We start from the raw sequence: 17,472 nt of genomic DNA, 5'->3' as shown, positions 1-17,472 counted from the left end.
CGACCGGGACACTATAATGGCGTCGGAGTCCAAGAAAGCGGAGAGGATTCGGGGCCCCCGGACTCGCCGCTTTCGTTCGCCATCCCGCCGGTGAAAACCACATGAGCCCTCCCCTAAAGTCGAAGCGACCGCAACTCTTGCGCTGCGCCGCCGCTGCGCTGGCCTCACGGAATACGAATCCGTTTGCTGGCCACGCTTATCGCCTCCCAGCAACAGTCATTCTATTCATCCTCGCTGGATCGATCGCAACAGCGGAACAGTCGCCGCAAGCGATCGAGTTCTTCGAGAACAAGATCCGCCCACTGCTGGTCGACAATTGCCAAAGCTGTCACGGTGGCAATACGCAATGGGGCGGACTGCGCCTCGATTCCCGCCAAGCGTTGCTGCAAGGTGGCGATAGCGGAGCGGCGGTTGTCGCGGGATCAGCGGACGAAAGCGAATTGATCCGCCGCATTGTCTCCGATGACGAATCCGAAAAGATGCCGCCGCCGGACAGCGAAAAACAACTGACCGCCGCAGCGATCGCGGATCTCAAACACTGGATCGACAGCGGGGCCGCTTGGCCCGAATCGGACGTCCCCAGCAACGACATGGCTGATATCGCCGCATCGCACTGGGCCTTCCAACCTCTAACCTCTCCCACGCCGCCGACTCCACAAAACGTGGACTGGGGACAGACGCCCGTCGATGCATTCATCAAGCATGCGTTGGAACAACAAAATCTATCGCCGTCGCCGGCCGCCGACCGACGCTCGCTGATCCGCCGAGCGACGTTTGACCTAACCGGGCTGCCACCGACCGCAGAACAAGTTCAACAATTTGTCGACGACGATGGTGTCGACGCCTATCCACTATTGATCGATCGGCTGCTCGATTCGCCAGCCTATGGGGAACAATGGGGGCGACACTGGCTGGACGTTGCACGCTACTCCGACACCAAGGGCTACGTTTACGGACGCGAAGAGAAACGCTTCATCCATGCGTCGCACTATCGCGACTGGGTGATCCGATCCTTCAATGAAGACCTTCCCTACGACCGATTCCTGCTGCTGCAGATCGCCGCCGACCAAGCAGCCCCCGACGATCCAGCGGCCGCGGCGGCGATGGGCTTCTTGACCCTGGGACGCCGATTTCTAGGAGTCCAACCCGACATCATCGACGACCGCATCGATGTCGTCACCCGCGGCACGATGGGGCTGACGGTCAGCTGTGCTCGCTGCCACGACCACAAGTTCGATCCGATCCCCACCGCCGATTACTACTCGCTGTACGGCGTTTTCCAAAACTGCGCGGAACATCCCGTCGCGCTGCCGCGACCTCAAAGCCCTCCTGCGTCCGATGAACTTTCGGATTTTGAAGTCGAACTCAAAAAACGGCAGGGTGCGTTGGAAGCTGGCCTCTCGGCAGCCCGCACCGAGTTCGCGAAGCTCGCCCGACAGCGGATCGGCGAATACCTGCAAGCTCAATTCGAACTGGACAAATACCCCGAACAATCGTTCAGCCAGATCCTCAACAAAAGAGACCTACTGCCATCCACCGTTCGACGTTGGCAAAAATACCTGCAGCAGCCCGAGCGGCAATCCGACCCGATCTTCTTGATTTGGCATCACTTGGCACCATTGCCCGACGATCGATTCGCGGAGCTTTCGCAAGCGGCGCTGGCCAGCCTTTCACAGGACGCCCCCGCGATCAATCCACGCGTCGCGGCGGCGTTTGCGACGGCCCCAAGTTCCAAGCAGGAAATGGTCGATCGGTACGCAAAGCTGTTCACCGAGGTCGATCAGCAGTGGCATACACTAGTCGAAGAAGCGACACAAGCCGCTGAAAATCAAGCCGAGGTGACGCCGCCGACGCAGTTGCCCGATCCGGCCGATGAGAGCTTGCGGCAAGTGTTTTACGGCGACGGATCTCCTTGCATGATTCCGGACCTGCCGATCATCAACATCGAATTTGATGTCGACACCGGCACCTGTGTCGCGCTTTGGAAACTGCAGAACGCCGTGGACCAATGGATCATCTCCAATCCGTCAGCCGCTCCGCATGCGATCGTTTTGCGAGACCGCGAGCCGTTGGTTCAGCCACGGATCTTCCGCCGCGGAAACCCGGTCAACATTGGCGATGAAGTCCCGCGACAATTCCTTGGCGCCGTCGCTGGCAGCGACCGCGCCCCGTTCGCTCGAGGCAGCGGACGATTGGAACTCGCCCAGGCGATCGCGTCGGCCGACAACCCGCTGACAGCAAGGGTCTGGGTCAACCGCGTCTGGGCTCATCATTTCGGTCGCGGAATCGTACCGACGACCAGCGACTTCGGCACCCGTGCCCAGCCGCCATCGCATCCGGAACTGCTCGACTGGCTGACTCGCGGATTTATCGAATCGGGCTGGAGCACAAAGTGGCTGCATCGTCAGATCATGATTTCGTCAGCTTATCGCCAACGATCATCCGGGCCAGACAGTCCGACGGAATATGCAGCCGCTCGCACCGCCGATCCCGAGAATCGCCTGCTGTGGCGGATGAACGCGCGGCGGCTCCGTTTTGAAGAACTCCGCGACGCACAACTCGCCGCGGCGGGAACGTTGGACATGCAGCGCGGCGGCAAAGCTGTCGATTTGTTTGCCTCGGCCCCCAGCGGCGCACGGCGGACGATCTATACGATGATCGATCGCCAGTCGCTGCCAAGCGTTTTGCAAGTCTTCGATTTTGCGAACCCCGATCTCCATACGCCCCGGCGTTCCGAAACCACCGTTCCGCAACAGGCGTTGTTTGGCCTAAACCATCCGTTTGTCGCCGACCGCGCTCGCGAGATCGCCGCCACCTCGAAGACTTCGGATTCCGAAGCCCCCGCCGAACGGATTCGCCAGATGTTCGCAGCGATACTGCAGCGTCAGCCCAGCGAATCGGAACTGGCTGCAACGTTGGAGTTTGTTCGCGACGGGGAATCTCAGTCGATCGATGAGGCAGCGGAGCAGGCAAAACTTGCATGGACCTACGGCTACGGCGAGATCGATGCCGACGCGCAGCGGCTGTTGAGTTTCACTCCCCTGCCCTACTTCAGCGGTTCCGCTTGGCAAGGCAGCCCCAAATATCCCGACGGCAAAATCGGATGGGCCCAGATCGACGCCGACGGAGGACACCCCGGCAACGATTTGAAACACGCGATCATCCGCCGCTGGACCGCTCCGGCCAGCGGTCGCTACTGGATCCAAAGCACAATCGAACACGCGGAATCTCCCGGCGACGGAATCCGATGCTGGGTGCTCGCGGGCGACAAGGTGTTACGCCGCGAGATCCTCCACAACACGGCGTTAGACGTGGACATCCCGTCGGTCGATGTCGAGCAGGGAGAGACGATCGATTTTGTCGTCGACATCTACAAGGTCTTGCACAGCGACCAACATCAATGGTCCCAGAAGATCGCGCGGCTTCCGCCAGCGGAAGATGTCTCGGAGACCGCCGGCAACCCCGATTGGGCCAGCCAACGCGACTTTACTGGCCTGCACACGCGGCAACTCGACCGCTGGGAACAGCTCGCCCAAACGCTGCTCCTCTCCAACGAATTCATGTTTGTGGACTAATCCCCAATGCCAGACTCACCATCGCATCGCATCGACCGTCGATCCCTGCTGCAGCGTTCCGGCATCGGCCTGGGAATGCTGGGCCTCAACAGCTTGTTAGCCGACCAAGAAGGGACGACGCCCAGTGCAAACGACAACCGGACCGCGTCACCGCTGGCGACCAAACAACCTCACTTTCCCGGCCGCGTGAAACGCGTAGTCCACTTCTTTCTCAACGGCGGACCATCGCATGTCGACACGTTCGATCCGAAGCCGACGCTTGAGAAGTATGCCGGACAGGCGCCGCCGATGTCGCTGGCGACCGAACGAAAAACGGGAGCCTGCATGCCGTCGCCGTTTGCGTTCAAGAAGTACGGCAAAAGCGGGATCGAAGTCAGCGAACTGTTCTCGCGAACAGCCGAACATATCGACGACACCGCCGTCATCCGTTCGATGTACGCACAGGTTCCCAACCACGAACCATCACTGATGCTGATGAATTGTGGCGATTCGGTTTTGCCACGCCCCAGCGTCGGCGCGTGGGCTCTGTATGGCCTCGGCAGCGAAAACCAGAACCTTCCCGGTTTCATCTCGATGTGTCCCAGCGGCCTACCGGTCAAAGGAGCCGAGAACTGGCAGTCGGGCTTTCTACCGGGCAGCTACCAAGGCACCTACGTCGATCCAAAGCACAGCCGGATCGACAAACTGATCGAGAACATCCGCAGCCCCCATGCCACGACGAAAGTCCAACAACGGCAACTGGATCTGCTGCGACAACTGAACGCCGAACACAAATCACCCCGCCACGATCCGCGACTGGAAACGCGGATCCAATCGTACGAGCTGGCCTTTCGGATGCAGATGGAAGCTGCCGACGCGTTTGATGTCACCGATGAAACCAAGGAGACCCATGAACTGTACGGCACAGGAGTTCACGCCCGGCAAACGATGATCGCGCGGCGACTGTTGGAACGCGGCGTCCGCTACGTTCAATTGTGGCACGGTGCCGGCAACGTCTGGGATCATCACGCGAAGCTCGAAGAGGGACACCGGAAGCTGGCGGGCGAAATCGATCAACCGATCTCCGCCCTGCTGACCGATCTGAAACGACGCGGCATGTTTCACGACACGCTGGTGATCTGGGGAGGCGAGTTTGGCCGCACGCCGACTGTGGAACTAACCGGTGGCGGAGCCGAGACGCTCGGCCGCGACCACAACCACTACGGCTTCAGCGTCTGGATGGCGGGCGGCGGCGTCCGCGGCGGCACCATCCATGGTGCGACCGACGAATTTGGTTTCAAAGCGACGGAGAATCCTTGCAGCGTCCACGACCTGCACGCGACGATCCTGCACTTGCTGGGATTTGATCACACCAAATTGACCTACCGCTACGCCGGCCGCGACTTCCGCCTGACCGATGTCCACGGCAACGTGATCAAAAACATTTTGGCCTGATCGCTAGGCGGCCCGACGCAAACTGCAATTCCGCTGGGAACGCCGGACGCGCGAGCGAGTTGCCCGCGTGGCTGATCTCTGCGATGGGGAAGGGACAGAGGACAATCTGTCGGGCCGTTGGCCCTTCTTGCCGATATGCTCGCTCGCATGAAACCCAGGCCTGCGACCTGGGCTAGGCAAATTGCTGGACCTTCGGCCCGCCAAAGATCGGTTGGTTCGGACGCATGGAAGACATCCCAACCACCAACATCCCATATAGCCCCCGTCCCGATCCCAAAGGGATCCAAGAAGGTAGCCGGTGGTTTGAGCGCAGCGAATACCACCGGAATCAAACGTCCCCTCTCCGAGCTGCGGAGCAGCGGCCGCATAAAGCCTGGGGTGAACCATCCAAGCGACAGCGCCGATGGTGTAACCCCAGGTCGCAGCAACGTCCAACCCCATAACTGGTTTTCGTTTTGGCGGCTGTGCCGCCAAAACGAAAACCAGGCACGCAGCGCTTCGCTACGGAACCTGGGGCTGCGACTGGCAAGCCAGTCTGACCCCATGATTAACGCGGCCACTGCTTCGCAGTTCGAATATAGATTGGCTACTGAACGTCCTTGCCATCACCGATGGCGAGCGTTTCCCCGTAGCTTTGCCACGCCCTGGCAAACGTCTGATCGGGCAACCAATTGGCCGAACTCCGCTCACCCTGGAAATCGGCGGCAGCAAAACACTTCCAATGGAAACGCCCGTTCGCCCTGTTGATTTGCGGTCGCGCGACAGCACAAAATGGAGTTCCATCCTGAACGCTCCCTTCCTCCTGAGAAACTCTCCGCAATGTGTGATCAAGATCATTTTGAAGACGACCTGAAAAAGTACTCCCGTCGCGACCTCGGCACCATGGCGGCCGCAGGTGTTGGCGCCGCGATGCTGCTGCCGCGGGCGGCCGATGCTGCGGAAGTTAGCGGCAGCGACGTGACGATCAAAACTCCCGACGGCGATTGCGACGCCTACTTTGTCGCTCCAAAAACTGGCGCCCACGCGGCCGCCTTGATCTGGCCCGACATCTTTGGACTGCGCCCCGCATTCCGTCAGATGGCCCAGCGGCTCGCCGAATCGGGCTACAGCGTTCTGGTCGTCAATCCGTTCTACCGGACGATGAAAGCCCCCACGGCAGAGAAGGGAGCTAACACGCCAATTCCCGAAGTGCGTCCGTTGGCCCAGTCGCTCAACGCAACAACGCAGACAACCGACGCCAAAGCCTTCATCGCCTGGTTGGATGCGCAACCGCAAGTCGACAAGAGCAAGAAGATCGGCACCACCGGCTACTGCATGGGCGGACCGATCGTGATGCGAACCGCTGCGGCCGTGCCAACCCGCGTCGGTGCAGCCGCCACCTTCCACGGCGGTGGACTGGCGACCGACAGTCCCGACAGCCCTCATCGCTTGATCCCGCAGATGAAGGCGCAGTTCCTGATCGCGGTCGCAGAGAACGACGACCAACGCGATCCCGAAGCGAAGAACGTGTTGGAAAAATCGTTTGCCGCCGCCAACCTGCCGGCAGAGATCGAAGTCTATCCGGCGGGGCACGGTTGGTGCCCGCCCGACACGCGCGTCCACAACCAAGAACAAGCCGAAAAAGCTTGGAAACGGATGCTTGCCCTGTTTGACAAAACGTTGGCGTAGCAACGTTCGCTGGCATCGCTAAGCCGCTTTGTGCAAATCACCACACATGCGTTAGCGAACGGTTCCTCAAGGCACCAGACGCTAACGCATTGCTGTTGATCGATCGACAAACCAACGGAAAACCGTGGCGAGAAAACATCTCCGCCGCGGCCGTTACCTCTTCTTTCGCGATGGCTTGGGATCGAGGTTCGCGTTCAGCTGTTCTTCGCTGATGCTCGAGACGACGCCCTCTGCTGGCACTTCAACCTTTGCGGTCCAGAGCATGGTGTTGAGCACCACTTTGCGGAAATCGTCGTTTCCCCAGTTGTCATGGAAATGGCCACCGGTGAAACCGAAGCCGCGTCCGCCATCGGGACGCTCCACCGTCCACAGCATCGCTTCGGCGCGTCCCTTCGATGCTTGGATGTGCGGGTAGGGTCCCTTGGGATAGACATAGGGACCGTCGCGAACCGCATCGTTGGGAGCGGCGACAAGAATCGGGACAAACTTCAGATCCTCGACCTCGCGCGATTCGTTGCCGGGAATATCAGCGACAAACCGCATGTTGAAATACCATTCGTCTTGAATCGCAAACGGCTTCACGCCGCGGGTGATCGGGTGCTCGGGCAAATTGGCAAACTGCGGCTCCCAGATCGGGTTGCAGGAGAACATGTTTTCATAGTGGCCGCCGATCCAACGCTTGAATTCGTCGCTCGCCTGATCGGCTAAGATCTCCACGCCGTAGTGCATGAAGCCGAGTCCTACGCCTTTTTTGGCGAGGGCGTCGAGCATCTTCAACCGCCGCCCTTCCTCTTGAACTACTTCGTGACGGGCCCCGCCATCCATATAGAAGACGATCGCATCGGCCTGATCCAAGATCGATTCATCTTTGGGCCAACCGTTCAAGACAACGTCGGTCTGCAGACCGGGAACGTCTTGCAAGCACTTAGCCAACAACTGAACGCCGGCATTAAATTCGTGCAACCGCGGCGGGTGCGATGGTTTTCCAGCGACCAGCACCAAGCGATGGTCATCCGCCACAGCGACAATCGTCACCGCAGCGATCAAAAAGAGAGCCGACAGCCGGCGAAACAGAGAAGCATTCACTCGTGGGATTCCTCGTCAAACAGAAACAACGCGTCCAATTTGATCAGAGTATACCTCAACCACTGCCTGACTTTCTAATCCAATGGCTCGGATTCGAACCCCTGGGTGAGCGAGTCCCTAATAGTGTCACACCAAAACAATTAGCCCTGACGCTCTTCCGCTATCCGCTGACCGCCTCCCGTTGCCCCCGCGAAACGGAAAATTAACGTTTCTTCGTAACGACGCACAATTTAACAGCCCTCGCAAACCGGGTAACGCCTGCAGACACAGTTGGCCCTGCTCCCTGAGGGCCTTCATTCCACAGACAGATGAATTGCGGAGACGTAAAAACAGCCCCCAATTCGGCTTCCGCATAGATTAAGCAGCGCCCACAACCAGCACCTTCGACAGAAACGCAATCACCAGAAGGCCGGATTGTTTACCAAAACACGACGACTACATTGTGAGGCAGTGTGTTACCCCCCCCCACCTCACGCCCCACCACCCCTTGGATCTATCGCCGATGACTATGAAAGCGCTCACGCTTGCCGGTTTACTCTCCTGCATGCTCACCCAGACCGCATCCGCTGGTTTTGTAATTTTCAATATTCGCAACGCAAATCCACAAGGTACGGAAACAGTGGGGCCACCGGCCTCATGGACTGACAATGGTGCCGGAGGATACGACATCAGCATCACTAGAGGCGGACAAAAGGTAGGCCTTGGGTCTTCTGATATCGATGGAACGAAGCTGAAGGACATCGACAGCTTGGCGATCACGCGGACCGACGACCGAACAGGCTTGACAGGTGGAGCGTTCGTTGCGCCTTACCTGAATTTTTGGATCACCGACGGTTTGGGTAAGTACGCAGTGGTCGCCAACGAACCATCCAACTCGGCTTTCAATTCACTATTCAACAACGGTTACGACCTGACCTTCGCCGATCTAGCCGACAAAACCGCAAAAATTTACGAGACCTCGGATTTGAGCTGGTTGCCAAACAAAGGATTGGGGCATGGTGTTGGGCTAACCTTTGCCGATCTGGCGGATTTTGTAATTCAAGCTCCAAGTGTCGCTGATTTCACGCCAGGCTGGGCCGGACTTGGCGGCGGTGCACCTCGCGAGCTTGGGACCAATAATGCGTACGGGGTGAACTGGGTGTTCGGAGATACGATGGCCAACTATGTCCCAGGGGCACCAGGCTATGTGGTCAGCAATGCCAGCGTCACTTCAACAGTTCCAGAACCCAGTTCGTTGTTCATCGCTTGTTGTGGCCTAGCTGCTGCGGGCGTGAATTCTTGGCGTCGCAAGCGAGCAGCATCCTAACGTTGGAAACAACCGCAACGCCGACTGCCGCACCGTGCCTGGCACCTCACAACTGGGCCGGAATAGTGCCGGATTTTTTTACTGGCAGCTAATCGTTGCCAAATTTATCCGATGCGTTAACAAAAAAGACGCGACCAACCATTGCTCGGGCGGCCCCGGGCAATGGTGAGATCGATCAGCTTTCCACGGGGGCCGATTGCGAGTTGCTGGAAAACATGTTCACCGAGCAACGGCATCGCTAGCCCACCTTCTTCCCGAGTCCCTACGCAAGTCCTCGTAGATCGCGCGGATTGTCCTCCCCGCCCACGCGGGATACGATATCGGCTGCCAGAACGGACCAAACGGACTGGCGTCCGTAGCTAGCGGGGACCAATATCGCCTCACCGATCCCCCGCCCCCAACGGGCATCCTGTACGCTTTTTGGCTGCAGCGACAATCTCTTCTAACACTCACACAATTCGAGAAGATCCCATGACTTATTCGAGTCGCACCGGCGTGATCGCCACAGCCCTCGCCGTGACCGCGGCGTGGGGACTGATTCCTGAAGACCGCTGCGCGTACGCGCAACAGGGGACTCCCATCCCCGCGGCGATCAGCACTCCCGATCAAGTGGAGAGCCCGCTGGGGACGCTTGAATTCCAAGACGGAGCGCCGACCGAGGGGACCGCGAAAAAGGTAAAAGATGTCCTGACCTTTACCAACGCGTTGGCTGCTTACAACAACAGCTTCCGCGGCGCTTCGGCCTATGCGATCGCCAAAGGACTGAAGAGTATCGGCGCGGCGGACAACTCGATCGTCATCTTCTCCGAACTGATGGATGCCAGCTCGCTGTTCCTGACAGCCAACTGCGACACCGTCTATTACATGAGCGCGATCAATCTGTCCAACGGACCGATGGTGCTGGAGCAACCGCCGGCTGGACTGGGAACTATCAACGACATGTGGTTCTCGTGGATCATCGACATCGGTCGGCCTGGTCCCGATCGCGGCCAAGGGGGCAAGTACCTGATCGTGCCACCAGGCTACGACGGCCCGCTGCCCGAAGGTGGTTATTTCATTGCCCACTCGAAGACCAACCGCGTCCTCTACGCCGCCCGTTCGTTCCTCGTTGAAAACGATCCCAAGCCTGCTGTCGAGAACATCAAGAAAAACCTGAAGCTCTACCCGTACACTCCCGGCGGTTTCGGCACCAGCATCGCCGAAGCGCTCGAGGGAGAAGTCAAGTTGGGCATGAATCCGCCGTTGCCAGAAACGAAGTTCATCGAAGCGTCGGGGAAATCGTTCAACACGATCCCACCTAGCGATTATGGCTTCTTCGAGATGATCAACGAGAACGTCCAACAAGAACCAGCCACCAGTTACGACGTCGAACTGGCGGGGCAATTGGCGGCGATTGGAATCCAACATGGCAAACCTTTCGAGCCCGATGCGCGGACGAAACGGATCCTCAGCGACGCCGCAGCAATCGGCAACGCCGCAGGTCGCGTCTTGAACTGGCGTTACGCCGCGATCCATCCCGACTGGGCCTATTACCCCAATTCTCAGTGGGGCAACATGCTGTTCGAAGGTGGGGCCTTCTTCGAAACACCTCCTCCCGCGTATGCCGACGGGATGTTCAAGCCACTGCCACCAACCGGAGCGCGAACGCTCGATTCTCGCACTGCGTTCTACTACGCCTACACGCTCGATTCCCCGGGCATGATCATGCGAATCCCCGGTGTCGGTTCTCAGTACCTGATGGGGTTCCTGGACAGCGAAGGCGAAGCGTTCGACGGTGGCAAAACCTACAAGCTTACGCTCCCCAAGGGGATTCCAGCCCACGCTTTCTGGTCGCTCACGCTGTACGACAATCAATCCCGTTCGATGCTGCAAACGCCACAGAAATACCCACGCGCCGGCAGCCAGTCCTATCCTTCTCCGGCCGCAACAGTCGCCGAGGACGGTTCGACCACGATCTACTTCGGCCCTCAACAACCCGAGGGTATCGCACGAGGCAACTGGATCCAGACCACTCCCGACAAAGGCTGGTTCACAATCCTGCGTCTCTACAGCCCAATGCCGTCGTTCTTCGACAAAAGCTGGCAACCGAGCGAGATCGAACTGGCCGAATAGTTGCTAGCCCTCCAACACTGCAACTAACAGACGCATAGAGACAGACAAACCGAGTCGCCCGGCAACATTCGCCGGCGATTCGGTTTGCCAGTTGCGTCTGCACAACTTCCAAGGACGGTTGAACCAGCCGTCCCTGTGCACAATGGTCACACACGTCGCGGGCTTCGCTCCGTGGCAGTCGCAAGACACATCACGTGATCATGCCGACACAACCCTGCGTTACCAAATTGGTTTAGCACCGCCAAGCGATGCCGCAGGCTGATTCTCTTCAAGAACAGCACAGCCAGCCGACGTGCGGGTCGCACCAAGATCCCAACGCAGCCCGAGTCGTCGGATTTTTCCGGATCGGTGTGAAACCTTCGCCAATCTGGACTCTTGAACAAATTGCCAGGTGCAAATCGCGGAGCCGAAGACTAAAACGGCACTGTCCTTCGGTAGCCCAAGCCTCGGCAGTGCACATGCGACCACCTCGCCAGCACCGCTCCGACGCGTCGTCGTGACGCCTCGGATTCGATCGTGAAAGAAGAACGCGGCAAATCCTAAAGCGGCAGCAAAGCCGGTCGGACTCCGAACGCGTTCTGCACCGAAGCACAAAACACCAACGTTCGACTTATTACTCAAATCCAACGAGCAGCCTGCGATGAAAAACTATCTACTCGCGTCACTGATGGTCACAGCGATCGCGCTGACTCATCTACCCACCAGCCATGCCCAGTTCGAAAACTTGGTCCGCCATCTTCCCAACAAGGCGAACACGCTGGTGCTGTTCAACATGGAACAGATCATGGCCAGCCCGCTGGCTGTTCAGCAGAAGTGGAAAGAGAACGAACAGGCAAAATTCGCCGCCGGCCTGATGATGGTGCCACCTCAAGCATTGCACTTGGCGATCGCTTCCCAAATGGACATCGAACTAATGCAACCGCGCTGGCACGCATCGGTCATGGATCTGACCGAAGAGCCGGACATGTTGACGGTCACCGAGCGTCACGGCGGCAACGTCGACACGATCAGCCGGCAAGACGCAGCGGTCCTTCCCAACAACACCTACGTGGTCAAGTTTGGCAAGTCGATCGCCGGAGTGATGTACCCAGCCGATCGCCAACAAGTGGCCGTCTGGATCGACGACGTATTCTCCATGACAGACCGCAAACCGCTGACGCCCTACCTGCTTGCAGCCGAAGACTTCGCAGACAAAAAGGATGTGCCAATCATCTTGGCGATGGATCTGAAGCACCTGCTTTCGCCACAGTTCATCCGACATCAACTGGCGCAGATGAAATCGCTGCAAGACAAGAAGGCCGACTTGGATCAACTCGCCACCGCGTTGTCGAGCGTCCGCGGCGTGACGTTGGGGATCGAGATCAGCGACCGCGTCACCGGCGGCCTGAAGATCGATTTCGACGAAGACATCTCGGCCACCAAGGACTTTGCCAAAGCGTTGATCCTGGAAACGCTTGGCAGCCACGGCGTGATGCTCAAAGAATTCAAGGACTGGCAAGTCCAGGTGGGCACGAAGGAGATGCTGCTTAAAGGAAGCCTGCAGTCGAGCGGAATCCAGCGAGTCTTCAGCCTGTTCGATATGCCACCAGGTTTTCAACCACTGCCAAACGCTTCGTCCACGGCGTCCGCCTCCACGTCGACCGATTCGAAAAAGCCAGACCCAAAACTGATGGCACATGCGACGCAGCAGTACTTCAAATCGATCAACCTGTTGATCAACGATCTGAAGCACGAAGATCAGGAACACCAAACGACCACGCCTGGCTTGGAAGCGATCTGGTACGCGAAGTATGCAGCGAAGATCGACGCCTTGCCGATCCTGCACGTCGATCCCGAGATGGTGACCTTTGCGACTCAGGTTTCCGGTGCCCTGCGTCAATCGCAAAACGCGATGCGGTCGGCTGGCGCGCGAACGGCGTCGCGGATGATGAACATTCCCGACGCACAAGTCTATAACTACAAGTACGCGGCGGGAGCCGGGGCGCATTACGGCCCCTACTACGACAGCATCGGCGGCGCCTACGCTTACCGCTACCAGTACAATCCCCGCGCGTCGCTCCGCCAGGACGGTGAACAACTTGCTCAGATCCAGCAACAAGAGACAAGCAAAGGGTATGCGTCGGCTAACAACATCATGCAAGAGATCGCAACATCGACCACGGAAATCCGCCGCAAGATGACTGAGAAGTACCAGATCGAATTCTAAAGCGGCCCCCGCCCCCGCCGAGCCCATCCTGGGAGATGACATCGATGTGGCGAACCAAGACCTTGACGATGAGCCTAGCAGTGGCTGGCCTGCTGATGTTCCCGGCGGGCAGCAGCTGGTCGTCCGAACCGTCAGTGGACGAACTGCCGGCCCTTCGTCAACTCGATGATTACGTGAGCTCTGACGCAAACCCGTTGGATGAACTCACATCGCAAGACTTCGCCACCACGCCGCTAACACGGCAACAATGTGTCGCGGCGGAACGAAGCCTGTGGGCCGCCTACCGGAATCAAATTCGCCACGAACGGGCCAAAGAACACGCTGCGAACGTCGTTCAGGTCGACGGCATATCGATGAAATATCGGAAACGCCGTTATGGAGAACCGCCCGCCGGCGGATACAGCCTCGTGATCTCGATGCACGGCGGCGGTGGAACGACGGCTCGCGTGAACGATCAACAGTGGAAGAACCAGATCGGTTTGTACACTCTGGAGCAAGGGCTCTACGTCGCTCCCCGAGCTCCCACCGATGCCTGGAACATGTGGCACCTGCCGCATATCGACCCATTGTTCACGCGTTTGATCGAGAACATGGTGCTGTTGGAGAACGTGAATCCCGACCGCGTTTACCTCTCCGGTTATTCGGCTAGCGGCGACGGCGTCTACCAACTCGCGCCGCGAATGGCCGACCAGTTCGCCGCGGCTGCGATGATGGCCGGGCACCCCAACAAAACGAAACCACTGGGGCTGCGTAATCTGCCATTCACGCTGCACATCGGAGAGTGTGACGCGGCGTATCAGCGGAACGAACATGCGGCGAGATGGAAACGGGAACTGGCGACGCTGCGCGAAAACGATCCGGATGGCTATCGTCATTGGGTTGAGATCCATCCCGACAAAGGGCACTGGATGGACCGCCAAGATGCTTCGGGAGTGAAATGGATGATGCAATTCACTCGAAACGTGTTGCCACAGAGAGTTGCCTGGCTGCAAGACGATGTACTGCATCACCGGCTCTACTGGCTAGCCGTTCCCGATGGCACAGCCCCACAGGGCAGCAAAATCATCGCGTCGCGAAACGGTAACACCTTCACGATCGAAGCATCCGACGTCGACCGATTTGCACTTCTGCTGCGCGACGATTTAGTCGACTTGGATTCACCGATCGAGGTCATCTACGAAGGCCGCACAATTTTCTCGGGACCCGCAAAACGAACGATCGCGTCGCTGTGGAGTTCGATCGTCGATCGCGGCGATCCCGCGGCGACGTTCAGCTGCCGCGTTCCGATTGCGCTGACAGACGAAGAGTAGTTGTCAGCATGAAGCGCGTCGGGTCGACTCAATGCAGCGAGTAGCGTCCCATTTTGTAGTGCAATGTCCTGACGCTGATCTTCAGCGCTTTGGCTGTCTTCTCGCGGTGGCGACCGCAGGCCTGTAACGCCCGATTAATCGTCATCCGCTCGCATTCCTGAACCGCTTCGGCGAGCGAATTAGGCAACGACCCCGGCGCGGCGGACGGACCACGCGAAGCTTGCAGCAGGCTCGGTGACGGAAGCTGCTCGCCAACATCGCCGTCGACTTCGTTTGGAGGCCCATCGCCCGGAGCCTTCGGCACCCGATTGCTTTCCGATTCCAATCGATGTTTCATGCGAGCGCTCCGCACGCGCTGCCGCACGTCGTTCAAATCCAGTGGTTTGGAAACGAAGTCCAACGCGCCAGCTCGCATCGCCTGCACCGCAACATCGACCGATCCATACGCGGTGATCACGATCGCGTCGGTACCGGGCTGCAACTTATGAAATTGCTGCAACAGCTCGAGCCCCGAAAGGCCGGACCTCAAATTGAAATCGATGATCACAAAGTGAAACGCTTCTTTGCCAAACAGTTCCAGCGCCTCATTGGCATCCGCCGCCGTAGCGACCAAGTCGGCTTCCCCAAACAGTCCTCTGGCTAACCCGATGCGAATCCCCGGTTCGTCGTCGACGACCAACACGTTGAATGGTGCGGCGGTCATTGCATAGTCCTCGATGCTGATATGAATTGGATAGGAAATGAACCGGACAAATCCGCCCGAGCTGGCACTGACGATCCACAGTTCCCGAAGACGACTGACCGCCACGGCTCCCGACGCCACTTCGTCAGATCGCGCCACAGCCATTCCCCTGCCGACGAACAGCGATGCGAAGCGCGGCAGGTATCCCCAAACAGCCATTGTGCTTGCGACCCGCAGTGCAGCCGCCGTACCAATCGCTGCCAAACGCCGGAGACCTTGCGGCAAGAAAGGCCACAGAACAAGCAAATCCCTGCATATCGCATTGAAATCAACTTTGAGAATTTTCGCTCGGCAGGATCGCGATACATCAGGCCGCTTCCCACCGCTCCGTCGCACCAGATGAAGCCGAAACAGCAAACAGCCTCTCCAAATCGCCTAGGGCAAGCGTTTCTCATCCCGAGACGATCCAGATCCGTCGAATGGCGACTGAACAAAATCTGGCCGCGCGGCGGATAAAAACCGCGCAGACTCTGACCGTTGGCACAAATATCGTGCGGCAGAAAGCCTATGAACGTTGGTTCGCAAAACCGTGAGCTTAGGCTTCAGACGCATCGATCGAGACTCCGCCGAGCGAGCGAATCAGCAAATCCGGAACGTCTCTCGAAACCTGGCGATATCCTCGCCGTGCCCCATAATCATGATGATGTCGTGCGACTGAAAGACGTATCCTGCGTCGGGATTAAAGATCAAGCTCTCGTCCGATTTCTTGATCGCGATGACCAGCAGCTTGTGCAGTCGATGCGCATCGGTCTGCCCGACAGTCATTCCGACCAGAGGACATTCTTCCGCAATCAACAGTTCGTCGAGTTCCAATTCGACGAACGCGGTTTCGGAGACACGCTCCATCAGATCAGCGGTCGATGGACGCGTGATCAAGCGAGCCATCTGTCGCGCTCCCACGACCGTTGGCATCACAACTTTGGTAGCTCCCGCCTGCCGCAACTTCTTCCCCGTACTCTGCTTCTCCGCACGAGCGACGATCTGCAAACGAGGATTTAGATTTCGAGCGGTCAGCGTGATAAAGACGCTCTCAGCATCGTTGGGCAACGAAATCACAAGCGTCTTCGCTCGCGCGATGCCAACCGCCTCCAACGTCGCTTCCTCGGTGGCGTCCCCCTGCCAACAGACCATCTCGGCCGAACTGTTTTCTTGGATCACATCGGGATCCAAGTCGATCACGACCAATGTCTCCCCTTGGCTCACCAACTCGCTTGCCAAGTTCTGCCCCATCCGCCCGAAACCACAAACGATGATGTGGTCACTCATCCTGTTCAGATCTTTTGTCATGCGTTGTCGCCCAATTGCGCGTTCCAATTCCCCTGCCAGCATCAACTGAAACAAGCCTCCAAAGGTGTAAGCCGCAGCCGACATCCCCAACAAAATCACCAGCACGGTGAACAGCTTCAGTTCCGGCTCCATGCTGCTCTGTTCGCCGTAACCGACAGTCGAGATCGTAATCACGACCATCCAGATTGCTCCGATCCAGTCGTAGTCACCCAAGAACCGGAACCCGATCACGGCACCCCACACGATCGACACCAGAATGACCGCACCGTAGCGAATTCGTTCGAGTGGTGATTTCATGGAGTCGGCAGCGCACGAGAGATGGAGTGTTGCTCAGATGGAGAACTGCCAACAGTTTACTCCGATTCGGCGTGCGCGACACGTCGCCCGCTCCCAACCTTCGACTACGTCCCCCGCAGGTTCCGCGGGAGATCTTTCCGACAGGAGCCAAACTCGCACCGCGGCGAGCGACGGCCCCGAGCCCCCCAGAAGCGATTCCGAGACACTCAAATTAACAGTCGTTCATCAACAAAATTTGCTACAAATTCATGAACAAATGCTGATTCCACCGGTGTTGATGAAGAGCTGATGAATTTGCGTTTGATCGCGGGCGGAACGCTTCCTGAAAGTCGACGTTGATTGTTATCCTGCTGCCGCGATTTCCCCTGTGGTCACAAAACAAAACTTGTAATCACAGCTGTCGCTCTCTCCGCATCCCCTCAAGTTATTGACGCTCGGTTCGTCGTTCT

10 protein-coding genes are annotated in these 17,472 nt (G+C 58.3%); 7 read left to right on the top strand and 3 right to left on the bottom strand.

Annotated elements, in window-relative coordinates:
* Window positions 1–101 precede the first annotated feature (101 nt).
* The 3 genes from CA51_RS01895 to CA51_RS01880 all read left to right on the top strand — a co-directional run bounded on the left by CA51_RS01895 (window position 102) and on the right by CA51_RS01880 (window position 6,677).
* Window positions 102–3,575, top strand: a complete 3,474-nt coding sequence (locus CA51_RS01895; RefSeq protein WP_145117442.1) for a PSD1 and planctomycete cytochrome C domain-containing protein — start codon at window positions 102–104, stop codon at window positions 3,573–3,575.
* A gap of 6 nt (window positions 3,576–3,581) precedes the next feature.
* The gene (locus CA51_RS01890) at window positions 3,582–5,009 is read left to right on the top strand and encodes a DUF1501 domain-containing protein (protein ID WP_145117441.1); all 1,428 of its coding nucleotides are present in this window, start codon (window positions 3,582–3,584) and stop codon (window positions 5,007–5,009) included.
* 819 nt (window positions 5,010–5,828) lie between these two features.
* On the top strand, window positions 5,829–6,677 hold the full coding sequence (locus CA51_RS01880; protein WP_145117439.1) for a dienelactone hydrolase family protein: 849 nt from the start codon (window positions 5,829–5,831) through the stop codon (window positions 6,675–6,677).
* Window positions 6,678–6,830: 153 nt separating this feature from the next.
* Here the strand turns inward: CA51_RS01880 and CA51_RS01875 are convergent, their stop codons facing one another.
* Window positions 6,831–7,763 carry a ThuA domain-containing protein gene (locus CA51_RS01875; protein ID WP_231745939.1) on the bottom strand — a complete coding sequence of 311 codons (933 nt, stop codon included), beginning with the start codon at window positions 7,761–7,763 and terminating at the stop codon, window positions 6,831–6,833.
* A 502-nt stretch (window positions 7,764–8,265) separates the two neighbouring features.
* Between CA51_RS01875 and CA51_RS01870 the strand changes: the two genes are divergently transcribed.
* The 4 genes from CA51_RS01870 to CA51_RS01855 all read left to right on the top strand — a co-directional run bounded on the left by CA51_RS01870 (window position 8,266) and on the right by CA51_RS01855 (window position 14,697).
* The gene (locus CA51_RS01870; protein WP_145117437.1) at window positions 8,266–9,069 is read left to right on the top strand and encodes a hypothetical protein; all 804 of its coding nucleotides are present in this window, start codon (window positions 8,266–8,268) and stop codon (window positions 9,067–9,069) included.
* A 471-nt stretch (window positions 9,070–9,540) separates the two neighbouring features.
* Window positions 9,541–11,181, top strand: coding sequence for a DUF1254 domain-containing protein (locus tag CA51_RS01865; protein ID WP_145117436.1), 1,641 nt, complete (start codon window positions 9,541–9,543; stop codon window positions 11,179–11,181).
* 640 nt (window positions 11,182–11,821) lie between these two features.
* Window positions 11,822–13,387: a hypothetical protein gene (locus CA51_RS01860; RefSeq protein ID WP_145117435.1), complete on the top strand. Its 1,566-nt coding sequence runs from the start codon at window positions 11,822–11,824 to the stop codon at window positions 13,385–13,387.
* Between the two features lie 44 nt (window positions 13,388–13,431).
* Window positions 13,432–14,697, top strand: coding sequence for an alpha/beta hydrolase family protein (locus CA51_RS01855; protein WP_145117434.1), 1,266 nt, complete (start codon window positions 13,432–13,434; stop codon window positions 14,695–14,697).
* Window positions 14,698–14,725: 28 nt separating this feature from the next.
* Here the strand turns inward: CA51_RS01855 and CA51_RS01850 are convergent, their stop codons facing one another.
* The gene (locus CA51_RS01850) at window positions 14,726–15,538 is read right to left on the bottom strand and encodes a response regulator (protein WP_231745938.1); all 813 of its coding nucleotides are present in this window, start codon (window positions 15,536–15,538) and stop codon (window positions 14,726–14,728) included.
* A 480-nt stretch (window positions 15,539–16,018) separates the two neighbouring features.
* A complete protein-coding gene (locus CA51_RS01845; RefSeq protein ID WP_145117432.1) occupies window positions 16,019–17,023 on the bottom strand; it encodes a potassium channel family protein in 1,005 nt (334 codons plus the stop codon).
* Window positions 17,024–17,472 lie beyond the last annotated feature (449 nt).

Origin of the sequence: Rosistilla oblonga (assembly GCF_007751715.1) — a bacterium.
GTDB lineage: Bacteria > Planctomycetota > Planctomycetia > Pirellulales > Pirellulaceae > Rosistilla > Rosistilla oblonga.
This window is presented reverse-complemented; position numbering and strand designations above follow the sequence as displayed.

Coding starts and splice junctions, on each gene's coding strand:
- CA51_RS01860 (WP_145117435.1), top strand. CDS start 11,822: ATGAAAAACTATCTACTCGCGTCACTGATGGTCACAGCGATCGCGCTG.
- CA51_RS01880 (WP_145117439.1), top strand. CDS start 5,829: ATGTGTGATCAAGATCATTTTGAAGACGACCTGAAAAAGTACTCCCGT.
- CA51_RS01890 (WP_145117441.1), top strand. CDS start 3,582: ATGCCAGACTCACCATCGCATCGCATCGACCGTCGATCCCTGCTGCAG.
- CA51_RS01855 (WP_145117434.1), top strand. CDS start 13,432: ATGTGGCGAACCAAGACCTTGACGATGAGCCTAGCAGTGGCTGGCCTG.
- CA51_RS01870 (WP_145117437.1), top strand. CDS start 8,266: ATGACTATGAAAGCGCTCACGCTTGCCGGTTTACTCTCCTGCATGCTC.
- CA51_RS01895 (WP_145117442.1), top strand. CDS start 102: ATGAGCCCTCCCCTAAAGTCGAAGCGACCGCAACTCTTGCGCTGCGCC.
- CA51_RS01865 (WP_145117436.1), top strand. CDS start 9,541: ATGACTTATTCGAGTCGCACCGGCGTGATCGCCACAGCCCTCGCCGTG.
- CA51_RS01845 (WP_145117432.1), bottom strand. CDS start 17,023: ATGAAATCACCACTCGAACGAATTCGCTACGGTGCGGTCATTCTGGTG.